This window comes from Kitasatospora sp. NPDC018619, from assembly GCF_044391605.1.
Taxonomy (GTDB): Bacteria; Actinomycetota; Actinomycetes; order Streptomycetales; family Streptomycetaceae; genus Kitasatospora.
In genome coordinates this window covers 43,735-65,209 of record NZ_JBISAI010000009.1, presented here as the reverse complement: position 1 = coordinate 65,209, position 21,475 = coordinate 43,735, and the positions used below count along the sequence as shown (strand labels likewise).

The following is a 21,475-nucleotide window of genomic DNA, read 5'->3' as shown; positions in this document are numbered from 1 at the left end:
TGCCCGCCGTACGCGGCGGACAGGCCCCCTCCGGCGCGTCGGCGGGGCGGGAGCCCGTCGGGCCGGACGCCCCGGGGCGGTGTCAGGCCCCCAGGGTGCGGGCGACCCAGGCGTTGCGGGCGGCGGTCATGGCCTGGGCGAGGGTGCTGTGGGGCGCGGCCAGGTCGAATCCGTGGAAGCCGCCGGGCCAGATGTGCAGTTCGGCCTGGACGCCCGCGTGCCACAGCGCGGTCGCGTAGGCGACGTCCTCGTCCCGGAAGACTTCGGCGGAGCCGCAGTCCACGAAGGCGGGCGGCAGCCCGGTGAGGTCGGTGGCGCGGGCGGGGGCGGCGTAGATCGACACGTCCTCGGTTCCGCGTCGCTCTCCCAGGAGCGCGGTCCAGCCCATGATGTTGCTGTGGCGGTCCCACACGCCGACCGCGTCGAACTGCGCCGAGGAGACCGTCCGGTTCCGGTCGTCGAGCATCGGGTAGATGAGCACCTGGCCGGCCAGGGCGGGGCCCCGCCGGTCGCGGGCCAGCAGCGTGATGCCGGCGGCGAGGCCGCCGCCGGCGCTCTGGCCGGCGACGATCAGCCGGTCCGGGTCCATGCCCAGTTCCCGGGCGTGCGCGGCGGTCCAGAGCAGCCCGGCGTAGCAGTCCTCGACCGGGTAGGGGTCGGGGTGCTCGGGCGCGAGCCGGTAGTCGACGGTGACCAGCACGGCGTCGTGCTCCACGACCCACGGGAGGACCTGGGGCAGGCCGGAGAAGCGGGTGCCGGAGACCATGCCGCCGCCGTGCGTGTGGTAGATCCCGGGGCCGAACCCCTCGTGGTCCTCGCGGGCGATCACCGAGACGGTGATGTCGTCGCCCAGGTACCCGGGGACGGTGACGTCGCGCCGGGTCAGGCCGGAGGCCGTGAGCATCTCGTCGGTGACCTGTCCCGGGTCCGATCGACGCATGTGCGGGATCATCTCCGCGGTCATGCTCGGCGGGATCTGATCGGCGAGGACCGCCAGGACGGTTTCCAGCTCCGGGTCGAACGCGGGGCGCGGGATGCTGATGGACACGGGGACTCCTTTCACCGCACCGCAGGGATCGCGGCACAGGTCAAGCGTCCGTCGGGGCCGTCGCGGCCGGAACCGCCGCCCGTCGCGGTCTCGGGCGGCGTTCCCCGCCATCCGCGCGCCTGGCCTGCGGAAACGGAACGGTCCGGGGAGGCACCCTGGGGGAGGGCGCCCACCCCGACGCCGCGCCCCTGGTCCGACGCGAATTGTCAGACACGCCCTAGCGACGGGTGCCCGTGGTGTCGGGCTGGGTCTTCTGGTTGTAGATCTCCTTGCCGGCCGTGTCGTAGGCGTGGATGTAGGGGGCGGGGGAGGAGGAGGGGGTCCGGTCGGTGGAGATGGCCGCGGTGTAGACGAACGCGCCGCCCGCCATGACGGCCGGGTACTGCGCCGGGTCGTCGCCGAAGCTGACGGTCACCTTGGCGACCTCGGAGGTGTAGTGCCCGGCGCCCAGCGAGAGGAGCTGCCCGGCGCCGGCCCGTGCGCTGAAGCTGTCGAAGTACTCGACCAGGTGCCCGGCGCCCCAGAGACGGTCGTTGATGAACGTCGCCGGGACGGTCAGGCTGGTGCCCTGGTGGCCCTTCGACTCGCACTGCACGTACGTGCCGGCGGAGTTGACGGCGACGACCACGCCATCGGTGTCCTGCGAGGCGAGGGGGGCGCGGACCGCGATCACCGGCTGGTACTGCGACGCCTCCGAGCCCAGGCAGGAGGCCAGGATCCGGGTGACGGCGCCGGCCTCGATCGGGGTCGTCGCCGTGCTGGTGACGGTGAAACCGGCCGGGGGGTGGGGGGAGGCCGACGAGGGGGAGGCCGACGCGGAGGGGGTGGCCGGGGGGCGGGGGGAGGCCGTCACGGAGGAGGCGCCCGTGGTGGTTGCCCGTCGTTGCGGCGCCGGGGAGTGCAGCACCGACGGGAGAGCCAGGCCCAGGACCGCCGCGGTGCAGGCCGCGGCAGCGCCCAGGGCGCGCCGGCGGTGGCGGCGCCGGTCGGCGCGTCGGCGGATCTCCGAGGCCGGCAGGGCCGGTGCGGGCAGCTGGGTGCCGAGCAGCTGCAAGCGGTCGCGGAGGGTGTCGTGAGTGGGGTCAGACACGGAGCTTTCCTTCCTCGCTGGTGGGGGTCCGCCCGGCGAGTCTGGCCGCGAGCGCGGCCCGGCCGCGGGCGAGGCGGCTCTTGACGGCGCTGATGCTGGCTCCGGTCTCGGCCGCGACCTGCTCGACGGAGAGGTCGCACATGTGGTGCAGGACCAGGGCGCTCCGCTGTGCCTCGGGCAGGTGGCGCAGCGCGGCGACCAGCACCAGGTGCTCCTCGCCGGGAGGCTCGGCGGTCGGTGGCTCCTGGCAGTGGTGACGTCCGGCCAGGTGCAGGCCCCGGGCCAGCCGCCGCCAGCGGGAGACGGCCAGCCTCCGGGCCGTCGTCCGGATCCATGCCTCCGGGGCGTCGTCCGGTTCGAAGGTGCGCCGTCGGTCCCACGCGCGGATGAAGGCCTCCTGGACCACGTCCTGCGCCTCGGACCAGTTGCCGGTCATCGCGTAGAGCTGCCCGGTCAGGCGGGAGAAGGACGCCGCGTAGAACGCGTCGAACTCCTGTGGCGTCATCAAGGGCCTCTCCTCCGGGGCTGTCCGTCAGCTCGTGGTCCGGGTGGCTCGCGAGCGCGGCGGGGGTGCCGTGTGTCACGGCGGAGCCTCCCGCCCTGTACGCACCGGCACCGCCTCGGGGTTGCGCTCGTTTCCTGTGTTCTGGATCACGAGCAGGGGGTGCGACCTGCCGGGCGCCGGACGGCGTACAGGGGCGCGGGCATCAACCGGAAGCCCGCAGGAAAGGACACGGATTCATGCGTATCCGCCCGATCATGCTCATCGCCGCCACCGCCGTGACCGTCGCGACCGCGGGGGGAGTGGCGGCCGCCGCCGGCGCCTCCACGCCCACCCCCGCGGCCCAGGGCACGCCCTCCGCCGCACCCGCCGCCCCGGCCGCACCCGCTGCCCCCGCCGCCCCGGCCTCCGACAGCGGCTCGTCCGTTGCCGGTGCGACCGCCACCCCGGCCGGTTTCACCGTCACCAGCACGGCGACGACCCCGATCGAGGCCGGCGCCGTCGCCCAGATCCTGGCCTCCTGCCTGGGCTCCGAGGCGTCGCAGTACCAGCCGGTGATCGCGGTCCGCGCCCCCCTCGCCTCGCAGGACACCGACGGCGTGGTCGTCGCCGTCAACTCCGCGGGCACGTACGTGCAGTGCGAGTCGAAGGGCCACCAGGGCAGCAGCCTGTCCGTCCCGGCGACGTTCATCAACGACCGTCTCTGGGGCGCCGGGCACCTGGTCGAGTACTTCGACAGCTTCAGCGCACGGGCCGGCGCCGGGCAGCTCCTCTCGCTGGGCGCCGGGCACTACACCTCCGAGGTCGCCAAGGTGACCGTCAGCTTCGGCGACGACCCGGCGCAGTACCCGGCTGTCATGGCGGGCGGTGCGTTCGTCTACACCGCGGCCATCTCCACCGACAAGCCCTCCACCCCGGCCCCCTACGTCCACGCCTTCGACGCGGCCGGCAAGGAGATCTACAACCAGAAGACCCAGCCCAACGTCAAGGGCGCCGTCCGCTAGGAACCGCCCCGGCCACGCGGCGGACGAGCACGTCCAGCGTGGCGATCGTGCAGCCGATCAGGAGGAGGACCGGGCCGCACCCGGCGGCCCGGTCCTCCACCCCGCACCCCGGCCGCACTGCCACCCCGAGGACGGCGGCGGCCGGCGCGGCGCACGCACGTGATCACGGACGCCGCTGCTCCTCGACCGCGACCCGGACGGTCTCCACGGTGTTGTCGGCCGCGTCCGGGACGACCATGCCCGCCTCGACGCCGCTGCGCAGGTAGCCGAGGACCGCGTCGTCGAGGCGCTCGCCGGGCACGGCGGCGGGGATGCCGGGCGGGTAGGGGGTGAGCATCTCGGCGGCGATCCGCCCGGCGGCCTTGGCGACGGGGACCTGCTCGGTGGGGCCGAAGAAGGCGTCGCGGGGCAGCATCACCTGTTCCAGCCGCAGCTGTGCCGGGTCGGGCACGTCGACCCGGGCGGCGGGACGCAGGGTGTCGGCGACGGCGACCAGCTCGGCCAGCGCGTCCAGCAGACGGCCGGTGGTCCCGGGGGTGTCGGCGTGGGTGAGCTGTGCGCTGATGCGGCGGTGGTCGCAGACGTGCAGGTCGATCTGGTGGCGGGAGCGCAGCCAGTCCCCGGCCCGGTAGCCGGTGGTGCCGAGCCCGGACACGTCGATGATCACTTGGAGGGGGTCGAGGTCGGCGGCGCGCTGCGGTCCGCAGAAGTCGTCGCGACCGTGGACGTGCAGCCCGTCCAGCTGCTCGATCCGATCGCGGACCTCGCGGGCCCGGTCGAGGGCCCGGTCGTAGAGGGCGCGGCCGTGCTGGACCATCTGGCGGCGCCAGCCGTCGAGGGCGGCGTAGACGAGGGTCGAGGGGCTGGTGGTGCCCAGCAGGTCCTCGCGCTGGCTGAGTACCGCCGGGTCGATCCGGTCGCCCTGGAGGTGGAAGACGGAGCTCTGCTCCAGACCGGAGCCCATCTTGTGCACCGAGGTGACGCACAGGTCCGCGCCGGCGTCCATCGCCCAGGTCGGCAGGTCGGGGTGGAAGGGCAGGTGCGCTCCCCACGCCTCGTCGACGATCAGCGGCCTCCGCAGCCCGTGGCAGGTCTCCGCGATGGCCGCGAGGTCGGCGCAGGTGCCGTACGGGGTGGGTGAGGTGACCAGCGCCCCGCGGGCGTGGGGGTGCTCCTCCAGGAGGCGGCCGAAGGCCGCCGCGGTGGGCGGATGGGCGAGGTGCAGGTCCGGATCCCACTGCGGGTCCACCCACAGCGGGCGGATGCCGGCCACGATCAGCCCCGCGACCACGGACTTGTGCGCGTCCCTGCCGACCACGAGGTGTTCGTGCGGGCCCGCGACGGCGAGGATGGCGGCCTTGACGGACAGCGAGCTGCCGCAGGTGGAGAAGAACGTGTGGTCGGCCCCGACGGCTTCGGCCATCAGCGCCTGCGCGTCCCGGAGGATGCCGCGGCTGGTGAGGCGGTCGTCCAGGCCGCCGGTGGCCAGCACGTCGGCGCGGAACACGTCCGGGCCCAGGACGGCTAGTACGCGTTCGTCGGCGCCGCGTCCCTGCTTGTGGCCGGGCGGGGTGAACGCGGTGTGCCCGTTGGCGTGGTAGGCGGCGAGTGCTTCCAGTACTGGTGCCTGCGACTGGTCCATGGCTCGCGGCTGCCCGCTTCCCCGGTTCGGAAACGGACGGGGGTGTCCGCGCACCGCAGCTCGACAGCGCCGCCCCGGGCGTGCGGGTCGAGCTCTGCCCGGCCGAGGCCGCCGCGCACGGCCCGGGCGAGGGGACCTCGTGGAGGTGTCCACCGCCCGGGGCTCCCTCCGGGGCCGCCTGCGGATCACCGCGATGCGTGCCGGCACGGTCTTCGTGCCTTCGACTACGGGTACTTCGACACCCCGGCCGGACATCGACCGAGCGGCCCCGCGGGCGCCCGTGCGGCCGACGAGACCACCCCCACACCGCCGGGGCCCGGCCTCCAGGCAACCCCTCTACAGGACCGCGGCCGCCCGCATGACCGTGGTCGGAGCGTCCGGCGGGGCCCCGCCCCGGCGCCCGCCACCACCGCCTCCGCGCCCGCCGGACCGGCGGCGGTTCCGCCCACCACCGGCGGCGAGGCCTGCGTCACGCCGTCCTGAGGTGCTTGCGCACCGCCGTCGCGCCCGGCCCGTCCGAGCACGGTGACGGCCCCGTCGACGCCGTGCGGGGGCCGACCGCCGTGCGGGAGCCGACCGGGCGGGGGAGCGGGCCCGGGGCGGACGGCGGTGCGGGTCACTGGTCGGTGTAGCTGAGGTCGCCCACGGTCCAGCTGCTGACGTCGGCGATGGCGATGCGGTACATGCCTCCGGTGTGCGGCAGCCCGTAGCTGCCCTGGAGGATCCGGGCGACGTGCAGGTGCAGGTGCGTCGGCCGGGCGCGGTGCGAGGTGCCGTCGCCGGGACCGCCGGAGTCCCGGCCGGCGGGGTTCGAGAAGAGCGCGGCGAAGGGCTTCAGGTGGTCGGAGGCGCTGAGGACCTCGGCGACGCGCTCGTGCCAGAGGCTCTCCGGCGCCAGGCGTCCGGTGATGACCGCCCCCGGAACGACCACGGTCAGGGGCATCTGGTTGCTGTGCTCGGACTCCACCATCTCGGCGATCTCGACGAGCAGTGCATCAGGGTTCGACATGCCCCCAGAGGATAGTTCCGGCCGCAGCCCGCGCGCACCCCGCCCCGGCACGCGTTCACCCTGGGCGACCGGAGACCGGCGCGGCCGGGTCAGAGCCTGTACATCGCGGTGTAGGGCTGGGGGACGCGTTCCTGCCGCGATCCGAAGTCGACGAGGACGGCGATGTCGCCGCCGCCTTCGACGCCGATGACCCGGCCGAGGCCGAACCCGTCGTGGGTGACACGGTCGCCGACGGCGAAGTGCTTGCGCGGCGCCGCCTCCGTCCGGTTTTTGAAGGGGCTGGTGGGCATGGGGCGGCGAGGTGCTGCGTAATTTTTCATTACCGCCAGTGTGCGCCGGGGAAGGCGGAATGGACACCCTTGCGGCGCGCCGGATTTTCGAGTCGCGCCGGCACCACGGTGGTCCGCGAACCGGCTTCCTTCCCGGTCGGCAAGGTCAACGGCTCTGCTGTTCAAGCGAGTTGGAGCCCTCCACGGCTCTGGCGGAGTGCTCGGCGGACGGGCTCCCGAGGAACGGATGTGGAATTTCCCCCCGTTTCGGGCGCAGGCCTGCTAGAGTCGAAGCAGTTGCAGTAGTGGTTCCCATGAACTTTGTGTGCGCCTGCCTGTGTTGCGGGCGCATTTTGTTCCCCCGGCTTCTCTCCGGGCGGGTTCTCCATGCGGCGTACCCGAAGTCCGTGATCCGCGTGCTTCGGACAGCCCCTTGAAGGAGATTTTTCTATGGCTAATGGCACCGTGAAGTGGTTCAACTCGGAGAAGGGCTTCGGCTTCATCGAGCAGGAGGGTGGCGGCGCTGACGTCTTCGCCCACTTCTCGAACATCCAGGCCAACGGCTTCCGTGAGCTGCTCGAGGGCCAGAAGGTCGAGTTCGACGTCACGCAGGGCCAGAAGGGCCCGCAGGCCGAGAACATTCGCCCGCTGTAGTACTGCCCGGCACCCGCCTGGCAGTGAGGGGCCCGCACCGCGCACACGCGCCGGTGCGGGCCCCTCGGCATGCCACGACGACACCCCGCCGCACCGAGCCGCCCGCCCCCCCGCGGGCAGGGCGGGGGTTGCGGGCGCTCCTCGGGCGCCCACACCGGATGTGCGACCCGTCACGGATCCGTGCCGCCCCCGCGGCGGCCGGTAGGACGGGGGGCGCCGGCCCGGAACCGTTCCGTTTCCCTTCCGTCCTCTGCCGGTGCACCCTTGAGGAGCCGCCTCCGCCGGCCGGAGGAACGGCCCGTCATCACCGGGAAGGCGAGAACATGACCCGAGTCCTCTTCGTCGTGACGGCAGCCGATCACTGGACGCTGAAGGACGGCACCAAACACCCCACGGGCTACTGGGGCGAGGAACTGGCGGTGCCGCACAAGGTCTTCACCGGGGCCGGATGGCAGATCACCATCGCGACCCCCGGCGGGAAGCGGCCCACCCTGGACAGGATCAGCATGGGCCGCACCGCCGGCCTTCCGGGCACCCTGCGGGAGGTCGCCGACTACCTCGCCACGATCCAGGACGCGTTGGCGGCCCCGGCCTCCCTCGGCGCAGTGGATCCCGACGACTTCGACCTGGTCTTCTACCCCGGAGGCCACGGTCCGATGGAGGACCTCTCCCACGACGAGGTGTCCGGGGCGCTCCTCACCGGGCAGCTCGCCTCCGGCAGGCCGCTGGGCCTGCTGTGCCACGGCCCCGCCGCGCTGCTCGCGGCCAGGAACGACGACGGCTCCTGGCCCCTCGCCGGGTACCGGGTCACCGCGCTGTCCAACGTCGAGGAGAAGCTGAACAGCTTCGGACGCAAGGCCCCCTGGTTCCTGGAGGACCGGCTGCGCGAGAGCGGCGCGCACTACGCCAAGGGAGCGCTCCCGCTCCTGCCGCACATCGAGGTCGACCGCACCCTCTACACCGGCCAGAACCCCGGCTCGGCCAAGCGGCTCGCCACCCGGATGGTGGCCGACCTGGCCGGCTGATCCGGCCGGGGATCCGCTCACCCCGCAGCCGGGGAGGCGGTGAGCAGCGCCCCGACGGCAGCACGGACCTGACGGGAGACCACGTCCGGGGTGGAGGCGTCGAGCTTGCCGTCCAGGTGCAGGAAGGCCAGGCCGTGGACGACGCCCCACACGGCGGTGGACAGGGCCTCGGCGTCGGAGGCGGGGAAGACGCCCTGGACGATGCCGCGGACGTACGACCGGAGGGCGGCCGTCGCCGCGAGCCGGTGCTCGTTCGCGGGGTCGCAGGGTTCGGCGAACATCACCCGGAACAGCGCCGGCCGCTCCAGCGCGAACCGGACGTAGGCGACGGCGACCTCGGCGAGATCGTCCGGGGTGCGCGGCGAGGGGCGGGCGGCCGCCAGATGGTCGGCGAGCTCGGTGTAGCCCTCGCCCGCGACGGCCGAGACGAGGGCGTCGCGGTCCGCGTAGTGGCGGTACGGGGCGGTCGCCGACACTCCCGCCCGCCGGGCCACGGCGCGCAGGGACAGCCCCGCGCTGCCGTCCTCCTCCAGGAGCTCCCGGGCGGCCCGCAGGCACGCGGCCCGTAGGTCGCCGTGGTGGTACGAGGCACTCGCTCGTGGCATGGGTCACCCTCTCCGATGTTTGCACTGCCTACATCGCCGCTTTAATGTGAACGATGTACACATCCTAGTCGTGGGAAGAGGAAGAACCACATGGCCGGCGAACTGTTCACCCCGCTGCCCCTCCGCTCCGGAGCGGTGCTGACCAACCGGATCGCGAAGGCGGCCATGGAGGAGAACATGGCCGGCGCCGGCCAGCTCCCGGACGCGCAGCTGACCGGGCTGTACCGGCGCTGGGCCGCCGGCGGCGCCGGCCTGCTGATCACCGGCAACGTCATGGTCCACGCCGAGGCGCTGACCGGGCCCGCGGGCGTCGTCCTCGACGAGGCCGCCCCCTTGGAGCCGTTCACGGAGTGGGCGAAGGCCGGCAAGTCCGCCGGCGGCGCGATCTGGATGCAGATCAACCACCCCGGACGCCAGGTCGCCTCCGACATGCCCGGCGTCGTGTGGGGGCCGTCCGACCTCGGCGTCGACCTGGGCAGGCGCAGCGGCCGCTTCGGCCGCCCGACCGCCATGACCGCCCAGCAGATCGGTGCCACCGTCCGCCGCTTCGCCGTCACGGCCGCCCGCGCCGAACAGGCCGGGTTCGACGGGGTGGAGGTCCACGCCGCGCACGGCTACCTGCTGTCGCAGTTCCTGTCGCCCCTGGTCAACAAGCGCACCGACGCCTGGGGCGGCTCCCTGGAGAACCGGGCCAGGATGCTGCTCGACACCGTCCGTGCCGTCCGCGCCGCGGTCTCCCCGTCCTTCACCGTCGCCGTGAAGCTGAATTCCGCGGACTTCCAGCGCGGCGGCTTCGACGCCGACGACGCCCGCCAGGTGATCGGGTGGCTGGCACCGCTCGGCGTCGACCTGGTCGAGCTCTCCGGCGGCAGCTACGAGAGCCCCGCCATGACCGGCCGCGCCACCGACACCCGCACCCAGGCCCGCGAGGCGTACTTCCTGGAGCTGGCCCGGGACTTGGTCGTCACCAGCCCCGTGCCGCTGATGCTCACCGGCGGCATCACCCGGCGTGCCACCGCGGAGCAGGTCCTGGCCGGCGGCGTCGCGGTCGTCGGCATGGGGACCGCCCTCGCCGTCACCCCCGACCTGCCCAACCGCTGGGCCGAGGGCGGCGAGGCCGACCGGCGGCTGCGGCCGGTGACCTGGAAGGACAAGCCCCTCGCCTCGGCCGCCGGCATGGCCCAGGTCCGCCGCCAGCTGCGCCGCCTCGCCCGCGGCAGCGAGCCCCGGCCGAACATCCACCCGGCGGTCGCCCTGCTCGCGGAGCAGCGCCAGCAGCGGCAGGCCCTGCGCCGCTACCGCACCTGGCTGCCCGCGCGGTTGAAGGCCGCGGCGGGCCGGGCCTTGTAGCCACGGGCCGCGCACGCGTCCTGGTCCCGCCGAGGCCGGGACGCCTGCGCGCGCCGACCGGGCCGAGCCGACCGGGCCGCGGCCGACCGGGCCGAGCCGTTCGGCGCGGGCCGAGGAGGACGGCCGCGGCCCCGGACGCGTGCGGCGGACGTGCCCGGGCGTACGGAGCGGGGACCCTCGGAGCCACCGGGGGTGACGGCCGCGGCGGTGCGTGCCCGTCGGTGCCGCGCCGGGCGGCCGGAACGGGCGGCACCTCCGGGTGCCCCGCGACCGGCCGGATTCCTACGATGGAGGCAGGGGCCGACGGGGGTGGCGGGGGCGGACACAACCCCGGCGCCGGCGAAGCTGAAGGACGAATCCGGGGAGCGGCTCGACTGGAGCTACATCAACCACGTGGTCTGCAACGAGGCCGTCATCGCGTGCAACTCCGACGACGAGAACGGGAGTACAACACGTTCTGGCTCAAGGGCCAGCCGTACGCCCTCGCCTTCCTCCTCGACTCCGCCCACAAGGGCCCCGACGAGCCGGACCCCAGCACCTTCCACGGCGGCACCGTCTACCAGGCGTTCCTCAGCGCCCTCAACTACCACCGCTGGCACAGCCCCGTCGACGGCACCGTCAAGGCCGTCCGCAACATCCCCGGCACGTACTACTCCCAGACCCCCGCCGCCCCGACGCGGCGACGAGATCGGCTCGTTCCACTACGGCGGCTCGACCCCCTGCCTGGTCCTCGGGCCGGACGTGGACCTGAAGTTCGTTCCCGAGAAGTTCCCGGGCGACTCCAACATCAAGATCAACGCGGAGGTCGCACGGCTGAGGTAGTGGTCCGTCCCCGATCGGACGCCGCTGACCGAACAGCCCCGATCGAACACTTCGGCCCGCGTGCCTGCGGCCCGGCCTCCGGGCCGCAGGCACGCGGGCTGCCGCTGGACCGGACGGCCGCCGACGGGCCGCCGGGGTGGTCCTGAACCCCCGGCATGCCTCTCCCACCCGGGGTATTCGTCCTCGACATCTCGACGCTCCCAGCTCAGGGGCATTTCACCGTCGAATTCCATGATCCGTCCGGATAAGTGGAAGCACCGCATCTGGACAGTCCGCACCGCCCCGACTACAGTCGGTGCGGGGCCTGCGGCAGCAGGAAAGACAATGTGGGGGCGGCACATCACCGTACGGCGGCCGAATGCCGCCTCGATTGGTGATTCACCACGCCTTCCGGAAATCGGTACCGATCGGTATGCCCATTTCCGGAAGTCGGCTCGCGGAAACGCCTGGTCATCGCGGCGCCACGCGCTGCGCCGACGCGCCCTCGGAGCCCCTCGTCCGCACCTCGCCCGGATCGAAGGAGAGAGGCCCTCATGCCCCTGTCAGCGGCTGACCTCGCGAAGCTCGGCGACACCCCGGTCACGATCCAGTCGGACTGCTACCCGAACATCTACCTGCGCATGGACGGGACGGGCGTCACCGCCTTCGCCGGCGGCGGCGCGGGAACGGTCAACTGCCAGTTCGGTACCAGCCCGTGGACGGCATTCCGGGTTCGGCCGCAGAGCAACGGTTCGTACGCATTCGAGTCGGTGGCCTTTCCCGGCGTGTTCCTGCGCATGGACGGTGCCGGAGTTCCGGACGGCATGGCCGGAGGGGGGAGCCGTCAACTGTCAGTTCGGCGCCTTCGAGTACGAGATGTACACCCTTCGTCCGCAGGCCAACGGTTCGTTCTCGTTCGAGTCGGCGACGGCATTTCCGAACCATTTCCTGCGCATGGTGGTCGGCAGTGGAGTGACCGCCGCCACCGGCCCCGGCGGGACGGTGAACTGCCAGGTCAACGCCAACGGTGGCGGGGACGAGAAGTTCTACCTCAACGTCGCCTGAGCACCTCCGTGGGCCGGGCCGCACCTGCCGGTCGAGGTCGTCGGAAACCTCCTGAAACCGCTGCGCGGTAGCGGTGTCGGCGGAGATCCGACGGCCTTGCCGGTCGCGGTGCGGGACGCGGTGAGGAGCGCGCTGGTGCCCGAGCGGACGTGGCCGTGACCGCGGCGCTCGGGCGCCCCGGGCGCCGTCGATCGCCGGCACGCTGCCGTCCGTGCCACGCCGGCTCCGGATCACCGCGCCGGCTGGGGCGATCTCACGGTGCCGTCGGGGGACGGGTGACGGGTCGGTGCGGATCCGTCGGTCCGGCAGGCTGGGCCGGGCGCAGTTGCACGCAGCATTCGCCGGGGCTGGGGGCCAGGACGGCCTCGATGCCGCCGATGTCGAGGCCGTCGACGTAGCCGGTGAGGAAGGCGTGGTTCATTCCGCAGACCAGGCCGGGTGCCTTGGCGGCCAGCGGGTGGAAGGGGCAGTTGCGCAGGCGCACCTCGGTGGGGGCTTCGCGGACCGGTTCGAAGCCGTACGCCTCCAGCATCCGCTCGCACAGGGTGAGTCCGCGTTCGGCGCCGAGGCGGCCCGGGCGGCTCAGTTCGCGTTCCGTCCGGCCGAGGTCCCGCCCGCGGCGTCCGGCTGCCTCGACCGCCGCCTCGGCCGCGCTCCGGTCGCCGGTCTCGGTGAGGACGGCCTCCAGCAGGAGGTCGGCCAGGAGTTCGTGGCGGCGGTCGGGGATGGAGACGGTGATCTGGGTGTCGGTCGGCTCGTACACCTTGGGCTGGCGTCCGACTTTTCGTACGCCGTCGGGCGCGCCGTAGCGGGCTCGCAGCAGGCCGGTGTCAACGAGTTTGTCGAGGTGGAAGGCGGCGAGCTTGCGGGAGATGCCGATGCTGGCGGCGGCCTCGTCCCTGGTCACCGGGCGGCCGGCGCGCCGGATGAAGGCGAACATGCGGCGCCGGGAGTCCTCCCCGAGCACGCTCACGGACTCGATCGCGTCGGTCGGGTCCGTCGTCGCTTCGTCACTGGGCACGCGCCCACGATAACTCCCACGAGTGATGCCAGGGGTGTTCACGGGGTTTCTTGACCGGGCTGGCTTGACGACACACCTGAATAACGACAAGGCTTGTTGGCGAAATCACGGAAGGGGCAGCGTCATGGCCAGCGAGCAGCAGCTGCAGGCGAAGCAACCGGTCAGCGCGGTGATGGCGGGCCCGTACGGGCACCCGTTCCACCCGATCCTGGTGACCGTGCCGATCGGTGCGTGGGTGGCGAGCCTGGTGTTCGACATCGCCTCGCACGTGGTGGACGACCCGGGCTTCCTGACCCGCGGCTCGATGTGGTTGATCGCGGTGGGCGTCCTGGGCGCGCTGGCGGCGGCGACGGTCGGCTTCCTCGACCTGCTGGCCATCCCGGCCGGCACCCGGGCGTTCCGCACCGGACTGATCCACATGACGCTCAACCTGCTGGTGACCGGCGCGTACACCGGAGCCTTCTTCTGGCGGCGTGCGGCAGGCACCTCGGGCAGCGTCGGCGCGGGGATGCTCGCCCTGTCCGCCGTGAGCATCGCGGTGCTGGGCGTCTCCGGCTTCCTCGGCGGCAAGCTCGCCTACCGCTACGGCGTGCGGGTCGCCGACGAAGCCACCCAGGCCGAGGGCTACACCACCCGCACCCCGCCGGGCCCCGGCGCCGCCGGCCCCTCCCACTGAACCGACCCTCACCACCCGGAGCAGTTCATGGACATCGCAGCACTCATCACCTGGCTGGTCACCGCACTCGGCGGCTTCTACATGCTGGGAGTCTGGATCCAGCGCGGGGGCGTACGGCAGCAGCGCACCGGTACCAGCCGCCTGCCCGCACCGGTGCTGTTCGCGCACTTCGCGCTGGCCGCCGTCGGTCTGGTGGTGTGGATCGTCTACCTCGCCGCCGACAAGACGGCGCTCGCCTGGACGGCCTTCGGGCTGCTGGTCCCGGTCGCACTGCTGGGTTTCGTCATGCTGCTGCGTTGGATCCCGGTCCACCGCGCCCGCACCGCCCCCGCCGCTGCCCGCACCGCCCCCGCCGCTGCCGGTGCCGATGCTCCGGCCGAGCGCCACTTCCCCGTCGCGGTCGTCCTCGGTCACGGCCTCTTCGCGGTGGTGACCGTCGTCCTGGTCCTGCTCACCGCCCTGGGCGTCGGTGGCAGCTGAGCTGAACCAGCACTCACGCCGCCGCGCAGTTCCTGAACGCCCTCGGCACATCCACCGAATCGGACGGCCTGCGCGGCCTGACCGCCCACCTCCCGCTACGTGACGACCGAGGGCGGTGGCGAGTGGTTCCCCGGCCACCCGGAGTTCCTTCGGCTGGTCAGCGAGGCGCGGGCCGAACGGGACGCGCTGGTCCTGGCATCCCCGACTTCGCCGAGCGCCTCGCGTCGCCGAGCGCCTCGCGTCGCCGAGCGCCTCGCGTCGCCGAGCGCCTCGCGCCGCCGACCCGACGGGCCCAGGAGCTCTCCTCCTCCCACACCAAGGGCGGTTGGCGCGTGACAGTCTCCGGCTGCGGCGGGGTCCTCTTGTCGTCGTGGGCGACAGCTTGCCCCCTCCCTCGGGCGTGGGTCCGCCGCCAGTCGCTGGGTAGGCCGGGGCGAGGTGAAGGACCGGCATCCGGTACGGCCGGCCGGCGCTGACCCAAGGGCGGCCGGGGGAGTGGTTCCGCGCCGGGCCGGGCGTGGCCCGGGAGGTTACGGGGAAGGCGTCCGGTCCGTTGCGGGTGAGAGGTTTGAGTGTCATGGATGCTTCGGTGGACCGGATTGCCGAGCCGTGGGGCGGGCGCACCCCGTACGGCCCGGGGCAGGAGTGGCCGGTGCGGGTGGACGCCCACCTGGCAGCTGGGGTGGAGCCGGCTTCGGTGCAGGCGTGGGTGCCCACGGCGTCGCTGCTGCACTCCAACGGTGACGCGATGGACATCGCGGTGGCCGACGGCCGGATCGTGGGGGTGCGCGGACGCGCGTCGGACCGGGTCAACCGGGGGCGGCTGGGCCCCAAGGACTTGTTCGGCTGGCAGGCGAACGCCTCTCCCGACCGGCTGACCAGGCCGCTGGTGCGCGAGGACGGCCGGCTCGTGGAGAGCGACTGGCCCACCGCCATGCAGCGCATCGTGGACCGCTCCAAGAGCCTGCTGGACGAGCGCGGCCCTGGGTCGATCGGCTTCTACACCACCGGCCAGCTGTTCCTGGAGGAGTACTACACGCTGACCGTGATCGCCCGCGCCGGGATCGGCACCAACCACCTGGACGGCAACACCCGCCTGTGCACCGCCACCGCCGGCGAGGCGCTGAAGGAGACCTTCGGATCCGACGGCCAGCCCGGCTCCTACACCGACGTCGACCACGCCGACACCATCGCCCTGTTCGGCCACAACGTCGCCGAGACCCAGAGCGTGCTGTGGATGCGCATCCTGGACCGCCTCGCCGGCCCGCAGCCGCCCCGGCTGATCTGCGTGGACCCGCGGCTGACCCCGGTGGCCCGCAGGGCCACGGTGCACCTGGCACCCCGCCCCGGCACCAACGTCGCCCTGCTCAACGCGCTGCTGCACGAGCTCATCCGCACCGACCGCATCGACCACGACTACCTGGCACGCCACACCGTCGGCTTCGACGAACTCGCGGCCCGGGTCGCCGACTGCACCCCGCAGTGGGCGGCCGCCATCTGCGACGTCCCCGCCGACCGGATCGGCGAGGCCGCCGAGATCCTCGGCAGCGCGCAGCGGCTGCTGTCGACCGTGCTCCAGGGCTTCTACCAGTCCCACCAGGCCACCGCCGCCGCCGTCCAGGTGAACAACCTGCACCTGCTGCGCGGCATGCTCGGCCGGCCCGGCGCCGGCGTCCTGCAGATGAACGGCCAGCCCACGGCCCAGAACACCCGCGAGTGCGGCGCCAACGGCGACCTGCCCGGATTCCGCAACTGGGAGAACGACGAACACATCGCCGACCTCGCGAAGGTCTGGAACGTCGAACCGCGCGACATCCCGCACTACGCCCCGCCCACCCACGCCATGCAGATGTTCCGCTACGCCGAGCAAGGCACGATCCGGATGCTCTGGATCAGCGGCACCAACCCGGCCGTCTCGCTGCCCGAACTCGGGCGCATCCGCGCCATCCTGTCCCAGCGACGGCTGTTCACCGTGGTCCAGGACCTCTTCCTGACCGAGACCGCGCAACTGGCCGACGTGGTGCTGCCGGCGGCCACCTGGGGCGAGAAGACCGGCACGTTCACCAACGCCGACCGCACCGTGCACCTGTCCGAGAAGGCCGTGGAGCCGCCCGGCCAGGCCCGCCCCGATCTGGACGTCTTCCTGGACTACGCGAGCCGCATGGACTTCCGTGACAAGGACGGCGCCCCCCTGATCGGCTGGCACGACCCGCAGTCGGCGTTCGAAGCCTGGAAACGCTGCAGCGCGGGGCGGCCCTGCGACTACACCGGCCTGACCTACGAGATGCTGCGCGCCAGCGGCACGGGTATCCAGTGGCCTTGCAACGAGCAGGCACCCGGCGGCACCGAACGCCTCTACACCGACGGCATCGCCTGGGCCGACGCCGACACGTGCGAGTCCTACGGCAAGGACCTCGTCACGGGCGCGTCCGTGTCCGAGACCGAGTACCGGGCCCTGAACCCCGCCGGCAAGGCCGTCCTCAAGGCGGCCGGATACCTGGCGCCGCACGAGCAGCCCAGCCAGGACTTCCCCCTCCAACTGACCACCGGTCGCACCGTGTACCACTTCCACACCCGCACCAAGACCGCGCGGGCGCCCCAGCTGGACGCCGCCGCCCCCGACGTCTGGGTCGAGGCCTCGGCCCATGACGCGCAGTCGCAGGGCCTCGCCGAGGGGGACCTGGTCGAGGTCGCCACCCCGCGCGGCAGCGTGCGCGGCCGGCTGCGGATCAGCGGCATCCGCCCGGGCACGCTGTTCCTGCCCTTCCACTACGGCTACTGGGACACACCCCAAGGACACCGGCCCGCCGACGCCCACGGGCGCGCCGCCAACGAGACCACCGTCACCGACTGGGATCCGGTCTCCAAACAGCCCCTGTTCAAGACCTGCGCAGCCCGCCTGACCCTCGTCGAACGCGGTCACGGAGCAGTCTCGCCGGCGCCCACCACCACCGCCTCGGCACCGGTCGGCCCGGCCCCGGTGCCCCCCACCACCGGCGGGCCCGACGCTCGCGCCACCCAGGCCACCGACGCCTCCCGGGGATACGAGGAAGACGAGGACCGGTCATGAACGGCATCACCTGGACCCTGCGCGCCCTGCACCACGGCGAGAGCGAGCTCGCCGCCGAACTGCTGACTGTCGCCCAGCGCCACCGCACCGAACACGAGATCCACCACGTCGCCACCGACATCGCCCACTGGTCCCGGATCCACGCCAGGAAGATCGCCGGGGCCGCCGCCCCCTACGGACTCCACCTCCACACGGCCGCTCCCCATACCCCGCACGGCATCGTGGCCGTCCTGCGCGAGAAGCTGGCCGAAGCCGTCGGCCACCGCCCCGAGCCCGGACTCCTGCTCCTGCGCGACCTGCGCCACCTGTACCTCGGCGCCTCGGAGAACTCCCTGCACTGGGAGATGCTCGCCCAGGCGGCCCAAGCGGGCAGGGAAACGCCCCTCCTGGACCTGGCCACCGCCTGCCACCCGCAGACCCTGCGGCAGATCCGTTGGACCAACACCATGATCAAGAACCTGTCCCCGCAGATTCTCACCAGCCTCTGACTGCCCTGGGCAGCGACGGCTCCCGCCGCCGTCCGCCAAGACCCCAGCGCGCAGTGGTTCCTGAAGCCGGCCCGCCCCCGGCCGCTGCGGTGCGCGGGCGGGGCGGGGCGGCTGCGGCCACGCCGAAGTGAACGCGGCGGCCATGGCTCTCCTGCCGGAATCACGGCGAGCTCGGCCGCCGGCACGTCGGGCCGGGCCGGACGTCGGCGATCGAACGCGTCATGATCTCGGCGACGGCCGCGGCCTCGGGCGGCCGCCCGTCCTCGGCCTGGGCGTCGGCTAGCCGTTCGGCGATCAGGTCGTCAGCTCGGCGATCCGGCCCGTGAGTTCGACGACTGCCCGCACCGGCAGCACCAGGCCGGTGTCCAACGGGTGAGACAGCTCGGGACCGGCTTGGTGGGCGACGACGTCCTCGATCGCCTCGGCCGCGGACGCCAGGTCGAGCAGCCGGGAGGCCGTCGAGCGGCTCACCCGGAATTCGGTGCTCGCGTACGCGGCACAGCCGCCGTATCCGAGGGCGGTCCACACCCGCGCCCGGTGGTCCGCGCCCACCCGGAGCTACGACGCCCTGGTGCGCTACGCCGCCGACCTCGACGCCTCGATCTCCGTGCCGACGGGTGGAATCAGTACCAGCCCGTGCAGGCGGAGAAGTTCGAACCGGAGTTCTTCGCGTAGCACGCGTGGGACTGGATGTTGACGTCGTTCACCATGGACGTGTGGACGTCGCTCCCGTAGGCGACGTTCACGCTGTCGGACTGGCCCGCGGTGTTCGAGACGTACGCCTCGGCGCCGACGGGGGCGTTGCTGATGCGGGCCCATGCGGCACGACAGGTCGCGCTGTAGCGGAGCTCCACCAGGGCGCCGTCCGCGGCCCGCGCGCTCTTGGCGGTGATCGCGTCGTTTCCGCAGCCGGTGCTCGACGGGTCCTTGTGGTAGCAGGAACTGCCGTAGCACGACGCGTTCGGGGTGGCCCGGGCGGTGGGGGACAGCGCGAGGAAGGCGGTTGCGGTCAGGGCGGCGGTGCTCAGGACGGCGGCGATCTTCTTCATCTGCGGCTCCTCGTGTGACGAGCGGGGCGAAGGTCGGACGTGCTCCGTGATCGGTGCCTGTGCCGGCGAACCTGGTTTCGTGCGCGATGACTCCCCGTGACGGCCAGGGAGTAGGGAGAAACAGTAAAGGGGTCGGCCGAGGCGAGGAACAGAGGGACGGGCGGTCTGGCGGGATCCCGCGTCGGTGGGACTCATTCCGGGCGCCTCCCTCCTGCCGTACCCCCTCGGGGGCGAAGCTGCGCTGAGGGTCTGTGGGCGCTTCGGGTGAGGCGTGGCGTGTCCGGGGCGGGGGTGGGGAACGGATGGCGGACCCGAAGCCGAGCACCGGAGGATCCCGTATGCGACCCGAACCAGCTCTTCACCCGAAGGCGGCGCTGAGGTGTGGTGCTGTGCTGCTGATGACGGTGGCCCCGGCGGCGGGGTGCGCGGCCGGCAACGGCGCGGAGACCTACCGGATCGGGCCGAACAGCGTGAACGCCGACATCGGGGACCTGAAGCTGCGGGACGTGCGGCTGGTCGCGGATGCGGGAGGTAGCGGCACCGCCTCGCTGGCGGCGTACATCCTCAACCCGGGCGGGGAGCCCGACACCCTGACGGCGGTCAGCCTGGAGGGCGGCGGGGCGTCCGCGGCGGGCGGGGCGGCTGTCGCCCTTCCGCCGGGGCAGCCGGTCCAGGTCGGGTCGCCGGGGCAGCCGCAGGTGCAGCTGCCGGGTCCGGTCAGCCCGGGCACCTACCGGCTGGTCGGCTTCACCTTCGCCCACGCCGGCCGCGGCACCGTCAACGCCTACGTCGTCGGCTCCGCCTCTGCGTCGGCGCAGCTGTCGACGGCTCCCACCGTGGGCCCCACGTCCGAGGCCTCCCCTTCGCTGGCCCCGGGAGGCGGCGCGCCCACCGCGGAACGCTCCGCCAGGCCCACGGACATCGCCTCGGGCGCGGCGACGCCCGCCGCACCCAGCAGCCAGGCTCCCGAGTCACCCGGCACACCCAGCAGCCAGCCCTGACCTGCCCCGCCACAGGGGCGACACGGGCGGCGCCACCAGGGCGCGCCCGGGCTGGAAGGTCACCGCCAACGAGCTGTACATCGCCTGCACCGACCTGGTGCCCACCCTGCGCGAACTCTCCTGAGGCGCGCCGGCGGTGACGCTAGACAGGCTGTCAGGGGTGTCGGTAAAGCATCCGGCTGCGGTCAGGAGCCAGACGCGGTCGACGAGGGTGGCGGTACAGGCGCGCTTGCCGTCGCCGATGTTCGGCTTGGCGGTGAAGGCGAGCGCGGGGTCGGTAGGCTGCGGTGCGGGTAGGGCCCCGCTGCTACCTGTCATGCGCGGTTCGAGGATGACGGCCCTGGCGGAGGGGGCGATCGACTGGCCGATGGGGGACAGCCGGCATGGTGGCTGTCTTCTCCGGCCCGCGCCGCGCCGTGGGTCAGCATCAGTCCGGTCAGGCGCTGTCGTGGACGGTCGAACGGTGTCACGCGTCGAGGGCGGAGGCGAGTGCCGGCAGGCCTGCTTCGGGGTGGGCGCAGGGGGGCTCCGGCTCGGGGGTGCGGCGGAGCCGGCCGCCGCACCACGATTGGCAAATGCCCAGGTCAGCGCACGTTTCCCCGGGGCTTGAGGGGGATTCCCGGGAGCTCCGGGGCGGGCAGGCGGTCGCCCGGGTAGCCCTCGACTGCGCCGAAGCGGTCGGGATTCGCGGAGCTCATCCACTCCTCGCGGGCTCGGGTAATGTCCTCGTGGGACCGCCCGATGAAGTTCCACCACATGACGATCCGCTCCTCGAAGGGCGTGCCGCCGAGGAGGACGAGGCGGGCGTCGGTCTCGGCGGTGTTGGTGAGGGTGAGGGCGGTGCGGCCGGGGGCGACGTAGCCGAGGTCGGCGGGGTGCAGCGGGGTGTCGAGGAGGTGGACCTCGCCGCTGTCCACCAGCAGGCCGTGCTCGAAGGCCGGGTCCACGTCGAGGGTGACGGTGGCGTGCGGGCGCAGGGTGAGTTCGGCGCCGAGCAGCGGGGTGAAGGTGGGGACGGGGGAGGTGTCGCCGGCCAGGGTGCCGAGGAAGACCCTGGCCTCGCCGCCGTCCAGGGCGACCGGGCGGGGCGCGTGGTGGTGGAAGTCGCGGCCGGTGTGCCGGTGCTCCTCGGGCAGGGCGACCCACAGCTGGACGCCGTGCAGGACGGTGGTGGCGGCGGTGGAGACCTCGGAGTGGGCGATGCCGTGGCCGGAGGTCATCAGGTTGACCTCGCCCGGTCGGACGTAGGCGTGGATGCCGAGGCTGTCGCGGTGCTCGATCTCGCCGGTGAACAGCCAGCTCACGGTCTGGAGCCCGGTGTGCGGGTGCGGGGCGACGTCCATGCCGCCGGTGCTCGCCACGTCGTCGGGCCCGTAGTGGTCGACGAAGCACCAGGCGCCGATGGTGGTGCGGGAGCGCTGCGGCAGGGTGCGGCGCACGGTCATCGCGCGGGGGCCGCCGAGCGGCACGTCCCGGGCGATCAGGACCTCGACCTGCGGGGCGGCGGCGGGCGTGCGGGCCGTGTCGGTCTCGGCGGTGCTCACGGGGGTCCCTCCCGGGTGGTAAGTAGTTCTATATTCAACTATCATGCCATGGCAGAGTGGCGGGCGACAGCAGTGATCAGCC

The 21,475-nt window shown here is 73.1% G+C and carries 21 protein-coding genes; 10 read left to right on the top strand and 11 right to left on the bottom strand.

Annotated features, from left to right (window positions below):
- Nucleotides 1-82: 82 nt before the first annotated feature.
- The 3 genes from ACH5AR_RS16150 to ACH5AR_RS16140 all read right to left on the bottom strand — a co-directional run bounded on the left by ACH5AR_RS16150 (nucleotide 83) and on the right by ACH5AR_RS16140 (nucleotide 2,643).
- Nucleotides 83-1,048 carry an alpha/beta hydrolase gene (locus ACH5AR_RS16150; protein ID WP_396302038.1) on the bottom strand — a complete coding sequence of 322 codons (966 nt, stop codon included), beginning with the start codon at nucleotides 1,046-1,048 and terminating at the stop codon, nucleotides 83-85.
- A gap of 217 nt (nucleotides 1,049-1,265) precedes the next feature.
- On the bottom strand, nucleotides 1,266-2,138 hold the full coding sequence (locus tag ACH5AR_RS16145) for a hypothetical protein (RefSeq protein WP_396302037.1): 873 nt from the start codon (nucleotides 2,136-2,138) through the stop codon (nucleotides 1,266-1,268).
- The gene (locus ACH5AR_RS16140; protein ID WP_396302036.1) at nucleotides 2,131-2,643 is read right to left on the bottom strand and encodes a SigE family RNA polymerase sigma factor; all 513 of its coding nucleotides are present in this window, start codon (nucleotides 2,641-2,643) and stop codon (nucleotides 2,131-2,133) included. The genes ACH5AR_RS16145 and ACH5AR_RS16140 overlap by 8 nt, the downstream gene beginning before the upstream one ends.
- Nucleotides 2,644-2,879: 236 nt before the next feature.
- Between ACH5AR_RS16140 and ACH5AR_RS16135 the strand changes: the two genes are divergently transcribed.
- Nucleotides 2,880-3,644: a hypothetical protein gene (locus ACH5AR_RS16135; protein ID WP_396302035.1), complete on the top strand. Its 765-nt coding sequence runs from the start codon at nucleotides 2,880-2,882 to the stop codon at nucleotides 3,642-3,644.
- Between the two features lie 163 nt (nucleotides 3,645-3,807).
- Here ACH5AR_RS16135 and ACH5AR_RS16130 read toward each other — a convergent pair whose 3' ends face one another.
- The 3 genes from ACH5AR_RS16130 to ACH5AR_RS16120 form a co-directional block, all read right to left on the bottom strand.
- Nucleotides 3,808-5,286: an aminotransferase class I/II-fold pyridoxal phosphate-dependent enzyme gene (locus ACH5AR_RS16130; RefSeq protein WP_396302034.1), complete on the bottom strand. Its 1,479-nt coding sequence runs from the start codon at nucleotides 5,284-5,286 to the stop codon at nucleotides 3,808-3,810.
- Between the two features lie 616 nt (nucleotides 5,287-5,902).
- Complete coding sequence (locus ACH5AR_RS16125) at nucleotides 5,903-6,295, bottom strand: hypothetical protein (RefSeq protein ID WP_396302033.1); 393 nt, start codon at nucleotides 6,293-6,295, stop codon at nucleotides 5,903-5,905.
- A gap of 89 nt (nucleotides 6,296-6,384) precedes the next feature.
- Complete coding sequence (locus tag ACH5AR_RS16120; protein ID WP_396302032.1) at nucleotides 6,385-6,615, bottom strand: hypothetical protein; 231 nt, start codon at nucleotides 6,613-6,615, stop codon at nucleotides 6,385-6,387.
- A 399-nt stretch (nucleotides 6,616-7,014) separates the two neighbouring features.
- On the opposite strand from ACH5AR_RS16120, the gene ACH5AR_RS16115 reads away from it, so the two are divergent.
- Nucleotides 7,015-7,218: a cold-shock protein gene (locus tag ACH5AR_RS16115; protein ID WP_388020480.1), complete on the top strand. Its 204-nt coding sequence runs from the start codon at nucleotides 7,015-7,017 to the stop codon at nucleotides 7,216-7,218.
- Between the two features lie 323 nt (nucleotides 7,219-7,541).
- The gene (locus ACH5AR_RS16110) at nucleotides 7,542-8,243 is read left to right on the top strand and encodes a type 1 glutamine amidotransferase domain-containing protein (RefSeq protein ID WP_396302031.1); all 702 of its coding nucleotides are present in this window, start codon (nucleotides 7,542-7,544) and stop codon (nucleotides 8,241-8,243) included.
- Between the two features lie 17 nt (nucleotides 8,244-8,260).
- Here the strand turns inward: ACH5AR_RS16110 and ACH5AR_RS16105 are convergent, their stop codons facing one another.
- Nucleotides 8,261-8,848, bottom strand: coding sequence for a TetR/AcrR family transcriptional regulator (locus ACH5AR_RS16105; protein ID WP_396302030.1), 588 nt, complete (start codon nucleotides 8,846-8,848; stop codon nucleotides 8,261-8,263).
- 90 nt (nucleotides 8,849-8,938) lie between these two features.
- Here ACH5AR_RS16105 and ACH5AR_RS16100 point away from each other — a divergent pair, with 90 nt between their 5' ends.
- Nucleotides 8,939-10,198, top strand: a complete 1,260-nt coding sequence (locus ACH5AR_RS16100; RefSeq protein ID WP_396302029.1) for an NADH:flavin oxidoreductase/NADH oxidase family protein — start codon at nucleotides 8,939-8,941, stop codon at nucleotides 10,196-10,198.
- A gap of 287 nt (nucleotides 10,199-10,485) precedes the next feature.
- A complete protein-coding gene (locus ACH5AR_RS16095) occupies nucleotides 10,486-11,166 on the top strand; it encodes a phosphatidylserine decarboxylase (protein ID WP_396302028.1) in 681 nt (226 codons plus the stop codon).
- 1,151 nt (nucleotides 11,167-12,317) lie between these two features.
- Here the strand turns inward: ACH5AR_RS16095 and ACH5AR_RS16090 are convergent.
- Entirely contained in the window at nucleotides 12,318-13,085 is a 768-nt protein-coding gene (locus ACH5AR_RS16090) for a helix-turn-helix transcriptional regulator (RefSeq protein ID WP_396302027.1), read from the bottom strand.
- Between the two features lie 124 nt (nucleotides 13,086-13,209).
- On the opposite strand from ACH5AR_RS16090, the gene ACH5AR_RS16085 reads away from it, so the two are divergent.
- The 4 genes from ACH5AR_RS16085 to ACH5AR_RS16070 all read left to right on the top strand — a co-directional run bounded on the left by ACH5AR_RS16085 (nucleotide 13,210) and on the right by ACH5AR_RS16070 (nucleotide 17,799).
- Complete coding sequence (locus ACH5AR_RS16085; protein ID WP_396302026.1) at nucleotides 13,210-13,761, top strand: DUF2231 domain-containing protein; 552 nt, start codon at nucleotides 13,210-13,212, stop codon at nucleotides 13,759-13,761.
- A 27-nt stretch (nucleotides 13,762-13,788) separates the two neighbouring features.
- Nucleotides 13,789-14,241 carry a hypothetical protein gene (locus ACH5AR_RS16080; protein ID WP_396302025.1) on the top strand — a complete coding sequence of 151 codons (453 nt, stop codon included), beginning with the start codon at nucleotides 13,789-13,791 and terminating at the stop codon, nucleotides 14,239-14,241.
- Nucleotides 14,242-14,818: 577 nt separating this feature from the next.
- Complete coding sequence (locus ACH5AR_RS16075; RefSeq protein ID WP_396302024.1) at nucleotides 14,819-17,311, top strand: molybdopterin oxidoreductase family protein; 2,493 nt, start codon at nucleotides 14,819-14,821, stop codon at nucleotides 17,309-17,311.
- On the top strand, nucleotides 17,308-17,799 hold the full coding sequence (locus ACH5AR_RS16070; protein ID WP_396302023.1) for a hypothetical protein: 492 nt from the start codon (nucleotides 17,308-17,310) through the stop codon (nucleotides 17,797-17,799). Before ACH5AR_RS16075 ends, ACH5AR_RS16070 begins: the two co-directional genes overlap by 4 nt.
- 294 nt (nucleotides 17,800-18,093) lie before the next feature.
- Here the strand turns inward: ACH5AR_RS16070 and ACH5AR_RS16065 are convergent, their stop codons facing one another.
- Nucleotides 18,094-18,270 carry a hypothetical protein gene (locus ACH5AR_RS16065; RefSeq protein WP_396302022.1) on the bottom strand — a complete coding sequence of 59 codons (177 nt, stop codon included), beginning with the start codon at nucleotides 18,268-18,270 and terminating at the stop codon, nucleotides 18,094-18,096.
- Nucleotides 18,271-18,422: 152 nt separating this feature from the next.
- Nucleotides 18,423-18,848 (bottom strand): DUF2690 domain-containing protein, encoded by a 426-nt coding sequence (locus ACH5AR_RS16060; protein WP_396302021.1) that lies wholly within the window; start codon nucleotides 18,846-18,848, stop codon nucleotides 18,423-18,425.
- A gap of 389 nt (nucleotides 18,849-19,237) precedes the next feature.
- Between ACH5AR_RS16060 and ACH5AR_RS16055 the strand changes: the two genes are divergently transcribed.
- The gene (locus ACH5AR_RS16055; RefSeq protein ID WP_396302020.1) at nucleotides 19,238-19,849 is read left to right on the top strand and encodes a hypothetical protein; all 612 of its coding nucleotides are present in this window, start codon (nucleotides 19,238-19,240) and stop codon (nucleotides 19,847-19,849) included.
- A gap of 584 nt (nucleotides 19,850-20,433) precedes the next feature.
- Here ACH5AR_RS16055 and ACH5AR_RS16050 read toward each other — a convergent pair.
- Nucleotides 20,434-21,438 (bottom strand): pirin family protein, encoded by a 1,005-nt coding sequence (locus tag ACH5AR_RS16050; RefSeq protein ID WP_396302019.1) that lies wholly within the window; start codon nucleotides 21,436-21,438, stop codon nucleotides 20,434-20,436.
- Nucleotides 21,439-21,475 lie beyond the last annotated feature (37 nt).

Bases quoted from the DNA above. Each gene is read 5' to 3' on its own strand.
- ACH5AR_RS16140 (WP_396302036.1), bottom strand. From the start codon at position 2,643: ATGACGCCACAGGAGTTCGACGCGTTCTACGCGGCGTCCTTCTCCCGC.
- ACH5AR_RS16135 (WP_396302035.1), top strand. From the start codon at position 2,880: ATGCGTATCCGCCCGATCATGCTCATCGCCGCCACCGCCGTGACCGTC.
- ACH5AR_RS16130 (WP_396302034.1), bottom strand. From the start codon at position 5,286: ATGGACCAGTCGCAGGCACCAGTACTGGAAGCACTCGCCGCCTACCAC.
- ACH5AR_RS16125 (WP_396302033.1), bottom strand. From the start codon at position 6,295: ATGTCGAACCCTGATGCACTGCTCGTCGAGATCGCCGAGATGGTGGAG.
- ACH5AR_RS16120 (WP_396302032.1), bottom strand. From the start codon at position 6,615: ATGAAAAATTACGCAGCACCTCGCCGCCCCATGCCCACCAGCCCCTTC.
- ACH5AR_RS16115 (WP_388020480.1), top strand. From the start codon at position 7,015: ATGGCTAATGGCACCGTGAAGTGGTTCAACTCGGAGAAGGGCTTCGGC.
- ACH5AR_RS16110 (WP_396302031.1), top strand. From the start codon at position 7,542: ATGACCCGAGTCCTCTTCGTCGTGACGGCAGCCGATCACTGGACGCTG.
- ACH5AR_RS16105 (WP_396302030.1), bottom strand. From the start codon at position 8,848: ATGCCACGAGCGAGTGCCTCGTACCACCACGGCGACCTACGGGCCGCG.
- ACH5AR_RS16100 (WP_396302029.1), top strand. From the start codon at position 8,939: ATGGCCGGCGAACTGTTCACCCCGCTGCCCCTCCGCTCCGGAGCGGTG.
- ACH5AR_RS16095 (WP_396302028.1), top strand. From the start codon at position 10,486: ATGGAGGCAGGGGCCGACGGGGGTGGCGGGGGCGGACACAACCCCGGC.
- ACH5AR_RS16085 (WP_396302026.1), top strand. From the start codon at position 13,210: ATGGCCAGCGAGCAGCAGCTGCAGGCGAAGCAACCGGTCAGCGCGGTG.
- ACH5AR_RS16080 (WP_396302025.1), top strand. From the start codon at position 13,789: ATGGACATCGCAGCACTCATCACCTGGCTGGTCACCGCACTCGGCGGC.
- ACH5AR_RS16075 (WP_396302024.1), top strand. From the start codon at position 14,819: ATGGATGCTTCGGTGGACCGGATTGCCGAGCCGTGGGGCGGGCGCACC.
- ACH5AR_RS16070 (WP_396302023.1), top strand. From the start codon at position 17,308: ATGAACGGCATCACCTGGACCCTGCGCGCCCTGCACCACGGCGAGAGC.
- ACH5AR_RS16060 (WP_396302021.1), bottom strand. From the start codon at position 18,848: ATGAAGAAGATCGCCGCCGTCCTGAGCACCGCCGCCCTGACCGCAACC.
- ACH5AR_RS16050 (WP_396302019.1), bottom strand. From the start codon at position 21,438: ATGATAGTTGAATATAGAACTACTTACCACCCGGGAGGGACCCCCGTG.